This window comes from Streptomyces sp. NPDC002092, from assembly GCF_053593775.1.
This window is the reverse complement of the sequence record NZ_JBSFDG010000003.1, coordinates 336086-350862: the sequence shown is the minus strand read 5'-3', so window position 1 is coordinate 350862 and position 14777 is coordinate 336086. Positions and strand designations below refer to the sequence as shown.

General features: G+C 69.0%; 10 protein-coding genes. 5 read left to right on the top strand and 5 right to left on the bottom strand.

Translation table 11 applies throughout. From position 1 onward, the window contains the following. Nucleotides 1–42 precede the first annotated feature (42 nt). Complete coding sequence (locus ACWCRD_RS09060) at nt 43–1074, top strand: LacI family DNA-binding transcriptional regulator (protein WP_450965264.1); 1032 nt, start codon at nt 43–45, stop codon at nt 1072–1074. 113 nt (nt 1075–1187) lie between these two features. Here the strand turns inward: ACWCRD_RS09060 and ACWCRD_RS09055 are convergent, their stop codons facing one another. Beyond that, a complete protein-coding gene (locus ACWCRD_RS09055; protein WP_450965263.1) occupies nt 1188–4400 on the bottom strand; it encodes an amidohydrolase family protein in 3213 nt (1070 codons plus the stop codon). A gap of 420 nt (nt 4401–4820) precedes the next feature. On the opposite strand from ACWCRD_RS09055, the gene ACWCRD_RS09050 reads away from it, so the two are divergent. After that, a complete protein-coding gene (locus ACWCRD_RS09050) occupies nt 4821–5525 on the top strand; it encodes a hypothetical protein (protein WP_450965262.1) in 705 nt (234 codons plus the stop codon). Nucleotides 5526–5531: 6 nt separating this feature from the next. On the opposite strand, the gene ACWCRD_RS09045 is transcribed toward ACWCRD_RS09050, so the two are convergent. The 4 genes from ACWCRD_RS09045 to ACWCRD_RS09030 form a co-directional block, all read right to left on the bottom strand. Continuing rightward, complete coding sequence (locus tag ACWCRD_RS09045) at nt 5532–9023, bottom strand: glycosyltransferase (RefSeq protein ID WP_450965261.1); 3492 nt, start codon at nt 9021–9023, stop codon at nt 5532–5534. Between the two features lie 228 nt (nt 9024–9251). Next, nucleotides 9252–9488 carry a hypothetical protein gene (locus tag ACWCRD_RS09040; RefSeq protein WP_450965260.1) on the bottom strand — a complete coding sequence of 79 codons (237 nt, stop codon included), beginning with the start codon at nt 9486–9488 and terminating at the stop codon, nt 9252–9254. Next, complete coding sequence (locus tag ACWCRD_RS09035) at nt 9485–9850, bottom strand: hypothetical protein (RefSeq protein WP_450965259.1); 366 nt, start codon at nt 9848–9850, stop codon at nt 9485–9487. Before ACWCRD_RS09035 ends, ACWCRD_RS09040 begins: the two co-directional genes overlap by 4 nt. A 62-nt stretch (nt 9851–9912) precedes the next feature. Continuing rightward, nucleotides 9913–10374: an ATP-binding protein gene (locus ACWCRD_RS09030; RefSeq protein WP_450965258.1), complete on the bottom strand. Its 462-nt coding sequence runs from the start codon at nt 10372–10374 to the stop codon at nt 9913–9915. Between the two features lie 153 nt (nt 10375–10527). On the opposite strand from ACWCRD_RS09030, the gene ACWCRD_RS09025 reads away from it, so the two are divergent. The 3 genes from ACWCRD_RS09025 (at nt 10528) to ACWCRD_RS09015 (ending at nt 14662) form a co-directional block, all read left to right on the top strand. Further along, entirely contained in the window at nt 10528–11409 is an 882-nt protein-coding gene (locus tag ACWCRD_RS09025; RefSeq protein WP_450965257.1) for a helix-turn-helix domain-containing protein, read from the top strand. 3 nt (nt 11410–11412) lie between these two features. Then, the gene (locus ACWCRD_RS09020; RefSeq protein WP_450965256.1) at nt 11413–11592 is read left to right on the top strand and encodes a DUF397 domain-containing protein; all 180 of its coding nucleotides are present in this window, start codon (nt 11413–11415) and stop codon (nt 11590–11592) included. Nucleotides 11593–11737: 145 nt separating this feature from the next. Next, nucleotides 11738–14662, top strand: coding sequence for a M36 family metallopeptidase (locus ACWCRD_RS09015; protein WP_450965255.1), 2925 nt, complete (start codon nt 11738–11740; stop codon nt 14660–14662). Nucleotides 14663–14777 lie beyond the last annotated feature (115 nt).

Sequence of the window (14777 nt, the reverse complement as noted above, 5' to 3'; positions counted from 1 at the left end):
GGCCGCGGCCGGAACCGGGGAGCTGACAGGAGACGTTCCTCCATGGCTGCGAGCCGCCGTCCCACCCTGGCCGACGTCGCCCGGGAAGTAGGTGTCAGTGCCAAGACGGTTTCCCGGGTCCTCAACGAGGACGGCCCCGTCTCGCCCCGGACCAGGGAACAAGTCCTCGCCGCCGTCGCCAAGCTGGGCTTCCAGCCGAACCTGATGGCCCGCAACATCCGCGTCGGCGGCCCGGACACCACCATCGGCCTGGTCATCCCCGACCTCGCGAACCCGTTCTTCGGAGCCGTGGCCCGGGCCATAGAGGACACGGTCGGCGAACGCGGACTGACGCTGCTGATGGGCTCCTCCGCGGACGACCCCGGCCGGGAACGGGCCCTGACGGACAAGTTCCTGGCGCGGCGCGTCAGCATCCTGATGATCGTGCCGTCCGTGGGCGCCGACCACTCCCACCTCAAGAGCCACCGCGCGGCGGGGCTGCCCGTGGTCTTCCTCGACCGTCCGGGAGTCGGCCTGTCCACGGACAGCATCGTCAGCTCCAACCGTGCGGGCACCCATGACGGCGTCGCCCATCTGATCGCCCACGGCCACCGCCGTATCGGCTTCATCGGCGACCTGCCCGTGAAGCTGTACACCCGCCGCGAACGTCTGGCCGGATACCGTACGGCGCTGCAGGAGGCCGATATCGCCTACGACCGCTCGCTGGTCACCAACGCCCACGACCAGCCGGCGGCCGCGACGGCGACCGCCCAGCTGCTCGCCCTGTCCGATCCGCCCACGGCCCTGTTCGCCGGCAACAACATGGTCGCGCTCGGCATGGTCGCCGAACTCGCCCGCAGCAAGCGGAAGGACGTCGCGGTGGTCGGCTTCGACGACGTGCCGCTCGCCGAGGCGCTGGAACCGGCCCTGACCGTCGTGGCCCAGGATCCCGAGGAGATCGGGCGGGCGGCTGCGGGGATTGCACTGGCGCGGCTTGACGGTGATCGGTCGCGGGCGCGGACGATCACCGTGCCGACGCGGTTGATCGTCCGGGGGTCGGGGGAACGGTCTTCGCTTGCGGTGCGGGCGGTTTGACTGGCGTCGCTCTTGGCCGTCGGTCGTCTGCCACGCCGTCGTGGCTGGTCGCGCAGTTCCCCGCGCCCCTAAAAGGGGCGCTGCCGACCCGTAGCGGCCTTCGCGCGCCCTTCTCAGACGCCGTGACCGTCGCAGCAACCGTCCCTGCGCATCAGCCTCCCCAGCCCCAGCCAGTCCTCCTCCGCCGCCCTCGTGCGCGCCGCCGACGGCTCGAAGGCGGCGATCAACTCCTCAGTTGTATACGGCACTCCGCCCCTGAGCACCGACACAGTACGGACAAGCGTGGCGAAGTCCGTGAACGGGTCGCCGTCCACGACCGTCAGGTCGGCGAGCTTGCCCTGCTCGACCGTGCCCAGGTCGCCGTCCACGCCGAAGAGGCGGGCGGGCAGGACGGTGGCCGCACGCAACGCCTCGGCCGGGGTGAGGCCGCCCCGGTGCAGGGCGCGCAGGCCGAGGTGGAGGGAGAGGCCGACCGGGACGAGCGGCTGGTCCGTGCCGAGGGCGACCAGACCGCCGGCGGCCAGGATGCGCCGGTAGATGTCGGTCTCCGTACGGAGGGTGGCGAGTTGGGCCGCGGTGGGCGGAACGCCCGCCGACTGGCGGACGGCGGCCGTGTCCCACGGGGGCATCACCACCGTGACCCGCGGGTCGTCGGCGAGGGCGGGGTCCGCGCCGAGGAGGGGGGCGGACGTGAACGGGGTGGCGATCATGGAGAAGTGCACGTCCCGTGCGGTGTAGATCTCCACCACGTCGTCGTACGCACGACCCGTCGCCGTGATGGCATGCCCGAACTCGGCGCGCTGCGTGGCCTGCAGATGGGTCGTCAGGTCCTGGCCGAGCTGTACGCCCGGTGAGATCAGGTGGCCTCCGGTGCGTACGCCGAGGCGTTCGTGGGCGAAGCGGGCCGCCTCCTCCATGATCCAACCGGGCGCCCGGACATACGTCTTGACGAAGTCCCAGTCCAGATCGGCGCCCCGTTGCAGGGAGCGGCGCAGACCCTCCCGCGTCCGGTGGGCGCGGCCCATGCTGTACGCGACGCGTGCCCCGTCGAGGAGTTCGCCGGTGGTCAGCAGCCGCGGCCCGGCGAGCTGTCCGGTGGCCACCGCCTCGCGGATGCGGGCCTGCTCGTAGGCGAAGCCGCCGAGGGAGACGGCCGTGGTGATGCCGTAGCTGAGCTGGCCGGCGGTCTGGCGGCCGCCGTAGGTGCTCTGCCAGGGGTGGGTGTGGGTGTCCCACAGGCCGGGGATCACGGTGCGCGCGGAGGCGTCGACGCGGCGGAGGGCGGCCGTGCGCCCGGACGACCGGTGGGGTACCACCGCGGTGATGCGTCCGGCTCGTACGACGATGTCGGCGTCGTCGAGGGTCGCCTCGCCCGTGCCGTCCCACAGGCGTCCGGCGTGCACCACCACGTCCGCGGGGGTGGGTCTGGGGGCGTCGAGCGGGACGCGGACGGTGCGGGCGGGGCCGCCGTCGACGGCGAGGAGCCGTAGCCGGCCGCCGGACAGGTACAGCAAGGTCGTCGAGTCGCCGGACCAGGACGGGTGGTCGGCCGGTTCGGTGGTGAGGGTGCGCAGTTCGCCGGCCGGGGTGCCGTCGGGCGCGACGGGCAGCAGACACAGCGCCGACTCGACGATCACCGCCATCCAGCGGCCGTCGGGCGACCAGACGGGCCCGGAGTCGTACCGGTCGGAGATCGAGGTGTGGGGGGCGACCATGTGCAGCCGGTCGGTGCCCGTCGTCGTGTCGACGATCCGGACGAGGTTGTAGCCCTCCCGGAAGCGGGAGTTGAGGCGGTTGCGGTCGCAGAGGGCGAGGTGGCGGCCGTCGGGCGACCAACTGGGGCGGCCGGGCAGTCCGCCGCCGCCGAGTGGGGTGGCGAGGACGCGTTCCTCGCCGGACGCCAGGTCCCGCACGATCAGCCGGCCGGTCAGGTCGAGGCAGGCGAGCCGCTGCCCGTCCGGCGAGAGCGCGGGGTGGACCCGGCCGCCGGTCGCGAGCGCGGTCTCCCCGCCGGTGGCGAGATCGTGACGGTACGCACCGAGGAGGCCGTCCCGGTCGTCGGCGTAGACGAGCGACCGGCCGTCGGGAGCCCAGGCGGGCGCGAGCAGATACCGGGTGCGGGGTGCGGTGTGCAGCCGCCGGGGCGGAAGTCCGCCTGAACTTCCCGCCAGCCAGAGCGAGTTGAGGGCGGCAAAGGCGATCTGCCGTCCGTCGGGCGAGAGCGCGGGCAGATGGATGGCGCGCACCGGACGGGCCCGGCCGGGCTCCCCCAGGTCGTACTCCTTGGTCGCATACCGCGGCCGCCGCACGGGGAGCACTCCCTCGAAGGGGATGGTCTGCGGCTGCTCCGGGCTCTCCGGTCGTACGAGGGTGAAGGCGCCGTCGAGGGTCAGCAGGAGCTGCCCTGCCGGTGTCCAGCGCGGGGGCACCGGAGCGATGTCGCCGGTGAGCGGGACGGGGTGACCGTCGACGACCAGGGTGCAGGAGGCGTTCGGGGCGGCCGTGGTGCGCAGATACGCCAGGCGGCCGTCGGCGGCGACGGAGGGGGTCATGACCTGCGCGGCCTCGGTCTCGGTGTGCCGCACGGTTACCGGTCCGGTGCCGTCGGCGGGGACGGCGGCGATCGTACGGGCCTCCAGACCGGTACCCAGAGGTGTCGCGACGGGCTTGGCGCGGACGAAGAGGATGCTGCTGCCGTCGGGTGACCAGGTGGGGTCGAAGTCCTCCCACGCGCCGTCCTGGAGGGGACCGTCCTGGCCGGTCAGACCGGTGACGCGGGTGATACGACCGGTGCGCAGCTCAAGGACGTGAATGCGGTACGGACTGCCGCTTGCCGGGCCTTCGGGGTCGCCGCCGCGCTCGGAGGCGAAGGCGAGCCGTGTCCCGTCGGGCGACCAGGCCGGGCCACGGTCGTCCCAGGGGCCGTCGGTGCGCCGCCGCAGATCGGAGCCGTCGGGGCGCATGGTCCAGAGGTGGAAGCCGCCGCCCCGGTAGGCGCAGAAGGCGACGAGGGCGCCGTCCGGGGAGTGGGTGGGCCGGTTGGGTTCGAGGTCGGCCGGGGTCAGGGGCTCGGCCTTGCCGCCGGTGCGGGGCAGCGACCAGAGGGTGCCCTGCACCTCGGCGATGAGACGGTCACCGGCCGGGGTGAGGGTGGCTGAGCCGTTGGTGGCCTGGGTGAAGGACAGGGCGGGGGTGCCGGTGCGGGCTCGCGCGGTCGGCGCGGCCACAGTCAGGAGCGGCAACGCACCGGTGGCAGCGAGGAGTTGACGGCGGGTGGGGCGAAAGGAGGCGGCGGCGGAGGTCTCGGAGGTCCGGTCACAGTCCATGGCAGCAACACTGCTGCACCAGCAGCCTCGGGCTCAACGCTGTCCCCGGCCATCACTCTGCCGTGTCGCCGGCGCGCGGCCATGGTCGGGTGTCATCGGGGTGCGTCTTGGCAATTGGGGTGTGTGTCCCCGTCCGGCGTCGTGATGTCAGTCCGTGATGTCAGAAGTCTTCTGATTCGTAGCTCTACAGAGATCGGCCATTGAGACGGAGCGCAACTTGGATGACTGCGAGCTTCGGTTGAGCCGAGCCGGTGTTGACGGACACCGAGTTCGACCGGCGCTCAACCACTCGCTGCCCGAGTTCCCGGCGTTCCCCGCGGGTCCCCCGCACGATCGTGCGGACCGAACCTTACGCCCGCTGCCCGACCCGCGACAATGGAAGGCACTGACACGCCGTGGAGGGGGGACCCGATTCAATCCGTGCTTGAGAACATTGCCATCGGCCTGGTGACCAGCCTACTCGGTGGTGGGTTCGTATGGTTGTGGGAGCGGGCTAAGCGGACCCGGGAGGTGAACAAGAGGGCGGACTTCTTCGGTGTCCGGCCCGGGCAGACGTGCCTTGTTGTGCTGGGTAACAAGCACAACTCGCCTGGGACCGCGAGCTATCGAGACGTCCGGGCCGCCGTGGAGCTGGCTCTGCTTGCGGGCGAGCTGGGCTGTGACGTCCTCGTCGAGTCAGGAGAATTCCGTGGCAGCAACGGTGATCGTACCGAGTTCTGCGTGGGCGGTCCGGCGGGAGGTGCCAACATTCGTACAGGGGGACACCTGGCCGCTCATCTTCCCGGTGTCACCCTTCACCCCTACCACGCTACGAACCGGGACTCGGTCGCCATCGAAGTCGGTGGTGAGAAGTATCTGTTCGATCGGGGCAACGAGGAGTATGTACTCGTCGCGAAGTTCATCCCCGCAGAGTCGGGCAAGCCGGTGTTCCTTGTCTGCGGGCAGAGTTCCACGGCGAATCTGGCCGCCATCCACTTCCTACGGCGTGAGTTCGCGCAGGTCGCTGAGCAGATTTCCTCGATCGACCGGTTCTGCGTTCTGATCAGGGTCTCCAGCATCGGCACCTACGAGCATCATCGTGCGGCACTGGAACGGGATGTGTCCGCTGCCGCGTTCGTGCAGTGAGGCGGCTCATTTTCGCGAAATTTCGCCGAGGACCGCGGCGGCGGCCCGGTCCCAGCGCACCCGTCGGGCCAGATCGTCGCGCAGTTCCGCCGCCTGCTGGAACGCACTGACCCGGTCGCGAAGCTTGCGCTCGATATCGCGGGCCCAGGTCTCCGCGTCTGTCTCGACGTCACCCGACACCTCGACGACGAAAGAACTCGCTTGCTCGTCCCCAAGCTTCTCGCGCAGCAGCTCCCCCAGTCCGCTCGTCGAGCTGACCAGGACCGGAATTCCACGGATGATTGCTTCGAGACCGGTCAGACCGAATCCCTCTTTGCGGGACGGCATGATCACCAGCCATGCGGTGCTCAGATCATCCTCGATGTGGTCCTGTTCCGATGTGTAGACGCGTACCACGACGTCCAGTCGAGGATTCGCGGCTTGCTTCACGATCTCGTCGCGTGCCGCATCCACGTCGGTCACTGGCGCACCGCGCACCAGCAGTCGTACACCGCGCCGGATGCCGGCGTCACGCAGCCGCGTCTCGACCTTGCCGCAGGCCGCAGCGGCGAGGTCGAGGCCCTTGAGCTGTGCGTCTTCGACGCGGCCCAGTAGCAGTACCCGGGCAGGGCCTCCCTCAGGTGGAACACGGTCGCCACCGGGCACCGTGTTGTCGAACCCGGGATCAAGTCGGAGTGGTGGCAGCCCATCTGCGGTCCTGAAATCGCCGAGGAACTCCTGATACAGCCGAGGACCCACCGCTACCACACGATGAGCGGTTCTGCCCAGGGCCCGCTCGATTCCGGTGCGATTCTCGGCCCGAAGCCCGGCGTCATGAGACCGATCGAGCTTGTACCACTCGATCTCGTCCGGAGCCATGTGGAGGACGTGCAGGCGCCGGGCTTCGGGAAAGAAGTCGTCGGCCAGTTTCTGCGCCGCGGGACCGGTGATCCGGCCGTGCCCCAGGATCAGGTCGGGCGCCGTACCATCGGGCAGTCCAGGCCGACTGGTCAGGCGCATGTCATCGGACGCTCCAGGCCTGTCAGGGGCAGGAAGAAGCGAGACACCGCTCGCCATGGCCGCGTCCGCCTCCGCTGTGGTCGCGTCCAGTACGACACAGAAGACCCGGGCACCGGCTGTGGCCAGCGCTCGGCACAGGTCACGATTGAAGGTACTCAGACCGCCCTGAGAGGAAGACCATTCGGTGGCCACGGAGAGGACAACCGGGCCTTGCTTGAGGTGCGCCGAATCACAATCGGCATGTCCCTGCAAGGTCTCCTTTTCCGGCTCGTGGTCCCACTGGCTGTCCTTGTTAGCGTCAGTCTCGGCCTCCTGTGGAGTGGGCAACGCCTTGGCTGTGATGCGGAGTACGGCGCTTGCTCGCTCCACTGCGTCGGCCAGGTCGACCTGGGTCTCCTCGTGCAGGATCGCTGCACCACCGGGGTCGGGAAGGAGCAAGAAGTCGATCAGGTGATTCTGCAAGGCGATAGGAGACAACTCTGCTGCGGCTACGGAGAGTTCCTCGGCAGCCCTGTCCCGATCAGCGCCGATGAAGTGAGCCATGGCAGCGTTGTAGTGGCACAGCACGCGGCCATACGCGTTGTCGGCGAGCTTGAGCGCGCGCCGGGACCATTCGAGCGCCTCATCTCCGCGGCCCGTGGCCAGGTTCAGGTACATGAGGCAATTGGCTGCCGACCAGTCCGGGTCTAGGTCGAAGGACGACTGGAAGCGGGCACGTGCGCGGGCCATGTCGCCAGCCGCGTATGCGGCGAACGCGGTCGTTTGATGGTTGACAGCCAGTTCGCCGCGTAGCCGCCCGGTGGCCTTCAGGAACCAGTCGTCGGCTGGCCAGGTCCGCAGTGGTACGCGCACTCGCTCGGCGGTGAGGCGGCCACCGAGGGCCGCGATGCGCTCGGCGGCCGCCCTGAAGTCGGCGGTGTCGGACAGGCACACGTCGTCCGTGTCCGCCGCGAACAGCCATCGCTCGACCTCGTGATCCTGGTACGCGCACGTGACAGTAGTGATATCGAGCGCCTGGGGTTCACCGGCGCTGAGGACCGCGTAGTGGAGGTAATCAACATGCGGAGCGGCATCCGGACCGGCGTCGGGCAGCTTCTCCAGGGCGTCGAAACCCTGCGTCAAGTGCTTCGCACTCATGTGGTGGCAGCACGTTGGGTAAATCCGCAAGGGCCCACGCGCAAATTCGTGCAGTACACAGAAGAGTCGGTTGATCAGCATGGCCCGGACACTGGTCCGGCTTATGGCCTGAGTGTGTGGCATCGACCCGAGGGTGCGGGCCGACCATAGTCGGCAGTAGACCTCATCGAAGAGTTCCGCGTCGGCCGCCAGGCGCACAGGGGCGTCTGAGGCGAGGATGCCATCCGCGACCAGCGACTCCCTACAGTGGTCGTATTGCTCCCGCGTAATCTCCGGCTGTCCGCCCATGCAGTAGGCGAACCAGGCCTCTTCCTGCGTTGCATGGTCAAGCGCCGACGTCAGGACATTGAAGGCGATGAGCTCATTCCGGCTCATTGCACGAACCGCACGGATTAGTGGCCGGTCAAGTACGTTGCGGTCGCCCTTCTCCATGCGTGATCTGATGCCTTCAAGTACCTCGGGGCTGAGCTCCATGTAGTCCCCGAGGCCGCTCTTTATGCGGGCGAACATCTCGTGGCAGTACAGCTGGATCGCGTAGGGGTTGCCGTCAGTGATCCGTCTCAGGGAGGACACCAGGTTCGCGGAGACCAAGTTGCCGTAGATTCCGGCGCTGCGCAGTGGACGCACCACGCAGTCTTCGACGTCGACTTGCTCAACGAAACTCTTGACCTCGATCTCCCTGAACTGTCGGAGGATCGGTGACTGCACGTCCTTAATCCGCTCGATCAGTTCGGACGTACCGGCAAGCACCACGACGAGTCCGTCGACGCGGGTGGTGAGGAAACGCAAGATCGACAGTGCGCGCTCGTCGTCGGCGATCAACTGCGCCTCGTCGACGAGCAGAGCAATCGGACGCCCGAGGAGATGTACAAAGAACGATAGATCATGACGTAGGGCGGCTTCCGGTACGCGAGGCTCAGCTCCGGTGAGGGCAAGCGCCTCCGGGAATTGCAGCGGGGCCACGGTCGAGGCCTCGGCGGCTCCTGCTGTCACGCGGCGCACGGCCGCCGCGTCGAAGGCGACGCCCTTGCCGCTCTTGGCGGCCGCATCCAGCACCGCCGGTACTAGCTCGTCGTAGACCTTGCGAAAGAAGGCGATCGGCTCGCCGTCACTCTCGATCAGTTCCACCCGCACCGTTGTTAGCCCGCGTTCGGCGGCCATCCGCTCGGTGGCGTAGAGCAGGCTCGTCTTCCCACTGGCCCGCTGACCGTGCAACACGACACAGACCGACGGTTCGCCGACAGCCGCCTGATCCAACTCACCTGCGATGACCGCCGCTTCACCGCTCCGTCCGGCAAAGCGCGCGGCATCGCGCACTGGATGTCGATAGTCGTACGGATTGCGTACCTGCGAGATGTCCACGGGCCCCCTCACCTCGTGACAATCGTACGATCTCTGGCGTGCGACGGGACCCGTCTCCAGCCATTTCAAGGCGACACGCACAGAGCTGCCGAGGCGGCTCGTACCAAGCCGTACCTTCCCTGCACGTCATGAATGGCCTCCGAGGGCCCCAAGGCGGCAACAAACCCTTGTTCACGGAAATATCGCCGGCAGGGGACCCGATCGATACGGCTTGGATCCGGCCGCGCCTCAGCCGAACCAGCTCACCTGCACGACCACGATCCGCTCACCACGGACATCGGTCAGGTAGGTGGGCATGAGGAGCCCACGGCTCTCGGTCCGCACGCCAGGCCCCGGTCCGGTGTAGGCGGCTCCCACCAGAAACACCATCGACTCGCATACGGTGACCTCGTTGGCCAGACGTTCGGGCTCGGCACTCTGCCGCATCCGGGAGCCCGTCCAGCAGGTCGTCCTGGAGCGGCTCACAGCGTCAGTCCGCCGTCGGCGATCTCGCGGTGTGCGGCTCGTACGATCTCTCCGGCCTCGCGGATGGCGCGCTCGCGCACGTCCGGGTCGGGGCTGCTGATGACCTGCTCGGCAGCGTGCAGGCGATGGGCCATGTCGGGGTGACGCTCGATCTCCACCACTACACCCCACTGCCGGTAGAACATGCGGATCGGTACGACGCTGTCCTCGTCCCCGGCGCGGACGAACGCCTTCTGCAGGTCGTCGAAGAACTCGGGCAGGCGGGAGGGAGCCACCGTCGCCACGGCCTGTCGCAGCGCCGGCAGTGTCAGCTCAGGCATGGGGATGAGCGGGCCGTTTCCGTCCGCGTACGGCGTGGTCATGGGCCGCCCCGTCCACTCGTTCAACGCCCTTCCGGCACGGGCCGACCCTAGCGCCATCGCTGTCACTCCCGCGTGCGCGCGAGCGGATCGCCGGCGCAGAGGGTGAGGCCGAGGTCCCATTCCGCCCAGACCGTCTTGCCCACACCCGCCCGTGGTGCGACACCCCAACCGTCCGCCAGCGCTCCGACCAGCAACAGTCCTCGCCCGAACTGGTCCTCGTCGGCCGCCTCACGCCGACACGGCAGCCGTTCACCGCGAGGGTCGCTGACCTCGACGCGGAGCGTTGCGGTCGTAGTGGTGATCCGCAGCCGGATGAGCCGGTCGCGCAGGCTGCCGTGCAGGAGGGCGTTGGTCATCAGTTCGCTGGCAACGAGGGCTACGTCTCCGGCGAGGTGCGTATGGCCCCAGTCGGTCACGAGGCGTGCCGTGCGATGGCGGGCGAGGGCGACGCTGCGGGGGACGGGGGTGTAGTCGAGCTGGTCTTCGTGGCGGAGGGGTTCGGGGGTGGGGTTGATGTGGGGCATGGGGGAGGCGCCTCCGAGGCTTGGCTCCGTTGAGTGAGTGACCATGCGCCGACGGTAGCGACCTGGCCCACCTGAGCGCAATCGAACTGAGGAAGTTCTTCCTCAGAAGGGGATTTGCTCGACCGGGTAACTGGTGTGGGACACACTGTGACCATGACTCGACCAACTCAGCCCCGACAGGGACAGGTCTCAACTGTCCTGGCGCGTAGGCTCGGTGGAGAGCTGCTGCGCCTGCGTGACACCGCCGGAAAGACCCAGCAGCAGGCCGCCGAGTCCATCAATGCAACCGGCACCAAAGTCGTGAAGATGGAGCGGGGCTGGGTGCCGATGCGGGACCCGGATATCCGGGTGCTGTGCGAGTTCTACGGCCTGGACGACCCCAAGGCGCTCACCCGCCTGCTGGACTTGGCCCGGCTGGACCGCGAACGCCGTAAGGCGAAAGGGTGGTGGCGCGGCACGGTCGACTCGGGTGCCATGGCCGAGTACCTCGCGATGGAGGATGCCGCCACACGCATCCGCAGCTGGCAGTCCTCGCTGATTCCCGGGCTGTTTCAGATCCCCGAGTACACACGTGCGCTGTGCGTTGCCAGCGCCGCTTGGGAAGACCCCGACGACATCGAGCGCGACGTGGAGGTCAAGCAGAAGCGCCAAGGGCGCCTTCTCGGTGAACGCCCTCTCCAACTGCACGCTGTGATCTGGGAAGCCGCGCTGCGGCAGGAGGTCGGTGGGCCCCACATCAGGCGCGCACAACTGGAACGCCTGCTGGAGGTGGCCGAACTGCCGAACGTGCGCCTACAGGTGCTCCCGTTTCGGACGGGTGCGCATCCATGCATCAGCGGCCCGTTCAGCATCCTCTCCTTCGCGGAGGACGACGCTCTGGACGTGGTGCAGAGTGATGGCCTCACGGACATGGTGTGGGTGGAGAACGAGGCCGGGAGCAGCACGTACGGTGACTTGTTCGACCGCACATCCAGGCTCAGCCTGGCACCCCGGGACTCCGTGACACTGATCGACAGCCTGCGTAAGGAAACGTAACCCATGCCCGAGTTCGCCTTCGTGAAGTCCAGCTACAGTCAACCCGGCCAGGAATGTGTCGAAGTCGCCCGCAACATCCCCGCCACCGTCGCCGTCCGCGACTCCAAGACCCCCGACGGCCCGATACTCCGCCTGCCCCCCAAGGCATGGGCGGACTTCACCGCATCGTTGGCCGCCAACTGATCCGGACGGCCCTCGCTGTGTGACGTCTGTGACACTTGATCTTTGAGGTCTTCTGTCGCGCAGGTCGCCTTGAAAGGGTGCGAGGCGTACAACTCGGCCGTAAAAACGCGGCCGTTGGACCCCTCACCCCCCACGAGGCGTTGAAATGGCGAGAGCCTCCTCCTCGCGCGCGAGACGCGCGACCATACTCACCGCGGCGGCCGGCCTCACGCTGGCCGTCGCTTTTGTGCCCGGCGCCGCTCAGGCGACCCCTGGCGGACCGGCGGCCGACGGTCCGGCGCCCGCACCGTCCGCCACTCCGCCCGTACCGTCGCAGCAGACGCTGGTGCGCCGCGACGCCCGGCTCGCGAAGGCCGAACAGCGGTCGGGCGTACGGGAGTTGCGCAAGCAGCTCGGGGTTCAGGGCGTGCTCGAGCTGGACCCGGCCACCGGCACGGCGCGGCAGGTGGCCAAGCTCGACGGGTATCTGACGCCCCGCAGCGACAAGGGCGCGGAGGACATCGTCCGGCAGTATCTGCGGGACCATCCCGATGTCTTCGGTCTCTCCGCCGGTCAGGTCCGCGATCTGACCCTGCGCAAGGAGTACACCGACGTCGCAGGGGTTCGTCATCTGTCGTTCGTCCAGTCGGTCGACGGCGTCCCGGTGTTCGGCAACGGCGTCAAGGCGAACGTCTCCCGCGACGGGCGGCTGATCAGTGTGCTCGGCTCCCCGGTGCCGAAGCTGCCCTCGCAACTGGCCCCCGGCCGTGTCACCTCGACGCAGGCCAAGCACACCGCCGTTCGTGACATCGCCGGTGTCAAGGCCGACGGCGTCGGCAAGCAGGACACCGCCAAGCAGGTCGTCTATACGGGGCCGCAAGGCACCGCCCGGCGCGCGTGGCAGACGGTCACCGTGCCGGACGGCCACGGCATGTGGCTGCACATCGTCGACGCGGCGACGGGGCGGGTTCTGTATCGGCAGAATCTCTCCGACGACCTTTCCGCAGCGACCGGGGAGGCGGCCTCCACCGGACAGCCCCTGTCCTCCTCGGCGGCCACGCCCTCGCGCACCGGCAAGGTCCTCGTCTGGGACCGCTATCCCGGCGCCCCCGCGGGCGGCAAGCAGCACACCCGTCATCTCACCGCGCACGGCTGGCTGCCCGTCGGCGCCAAGACCCTCGACGGCCGTATCGCGCACGTCTTCAGCGATGTCGACGACAACAACAAGGTGGACGCGGGCGAGGAGATCACCCCGGCGGCCGACGGGACGTTCTCCTTCCCGTTCAAGCCCGTCACCGGTCCCGGCTGCGACGTCCCGCTGCCCTGCTCCTGGGACCAGAAGACGCCGTACTCCTGGAAGACCAACCGCGAGCAGAACGCCGCGCAGGTCTACTACTACCTCGGCACCTACCACGACCACCTGGAGGCCGGCCCGATCGGCTTCACCCGGGCCGCGGGCAACTTCGACGGCCGGGACGGCGACGCCGTGGACGCGCAGACCGACGACGGCGCGGCGGTCGACCACGGGCTGCCCGACGAGAACCACCTGAACAACGCCAACATGGGGACGCCGCCGGACGGGCAGGCGCCCACGATGCAGATGTACCTGACCGGGTCCGGGCCCGGCTACACGGTGCTGCAGGGCAACTGGGGCGACGACGCCGCCACCGTCTACCACGAGTACACGCACGGTCTGTCCAACCGGCTCGTCGTCGACGCCGCCGGGGTCTCGGCCCTCACCGGCCAGCAGGGCGGCGCGATGGGCGAGGCGTGGAGCGACTGGTACGCGCTCGACTTCCTCAACACCAAGGGGCTGCTGAAGGACAACCGGCACGTCGACGGTGAGGTGGCCCTCGACCCGCCGCACTGGACCGACGAACTGCCCTCCCGCTCCCAGCCGTTGGACTGTCCGGTCGGTTCCACCTCCGCCAAGTGCCCCGGCACGGCGGCGGCGGGCAAGGGCGGGTACACCTACGGCGACTACGGGAAGATCTCGCGCCGTGGCCCCGAGGTGCACGCCGACGGTGAGATCTGGAGTGAGACGCTCTGGGACCTGCGGAACCGGCTCGGCAGCAGGCTCACCGAGTCGCTGCTGACCCGCGCGATGGAGCTGTCGCCCGCGAACCCCACCTTCCTCGACCAGCGCAACGCCATCCTGCAGGCCGACACCGTGGTCAACCGCGGCCGGGCCCACGACCGCATCTGGAAGGTGTTCGCGCACCGCGGCATGGGCTACTTCGCCGCCGCGCTGAGCGCCGACGACACCAAGCCCGACGAGGACTTCTCACTGCCGCCCGGCCCGCACACCCCGGTGACCACCCTCACCGGCAAGGTCACCGACGACGCGTCCGGCGCCCCCGTCGGCGGGGTCGGCGTCAGCATCAGCGGCCATGCCTCCGGGTTCCCCGGTGCCGACTTCTCCGCCGTGACCAGGGCGGACGGCACGTACACGATCCACAACGTCCCCAAGGGCACGTACCGGAAGGTGTACGCGAGCGGCAACGGCTACGAGCCGCAGATCCGCACGGTCTCCGTCGGCTCCGGGAGCGGCGCCGACTGGGCACTGCGCCGCGACTGGGCCGCCGCTTCCGGCGGCGCCACGGTCACGGAGTTCACCGGGCCCGACAACACCGACTTCGGCTGCGGACCGAACGGCCTGATCGACATGTCGGGCACCGTCTGGGGTTCGGACGCCAAGGGCGGCAGCAACGGCACCGGGGTCGACCCGGTGCACAACACGGTCAAGCTGCCCTCGGCCGTCGACGTCACCGAACTGCGCATCGACCCGACGTCGGGCTGCGGGGACGACAAGACGGCCTCCCTCGGCGATTACCGGGTCGAGACCTCGACGGACGGCACCACCTGGGTCACCGCCGCCGAGGGCCACTTCAAGCCCGCCGACACCGGCCGCGAGAACGCCGTGCCCCTCAAGGCCGGCACCGGGCAGAACGTCCGCTACGTCCGCCTGACCATGCTCGGCAACCAGGCCGCCGACAACGGCGCCAAGTGCGCGACGGACCCGAGCCCCTCGGGCTGCAGCTACATGGACGTGACCGAGCTCCTGATCCACGGCTCCGCGCACCGGAGCTGACAGGACCGGCACCGACACCCGAGGGCGGCGTACCGGCGACGGGACGCCGCCCTCGGGCGTTTCCGCAGTCGGGAGGCGTTGCAGGGGCGATGAAATTCCGATGATGGTCCGCGCC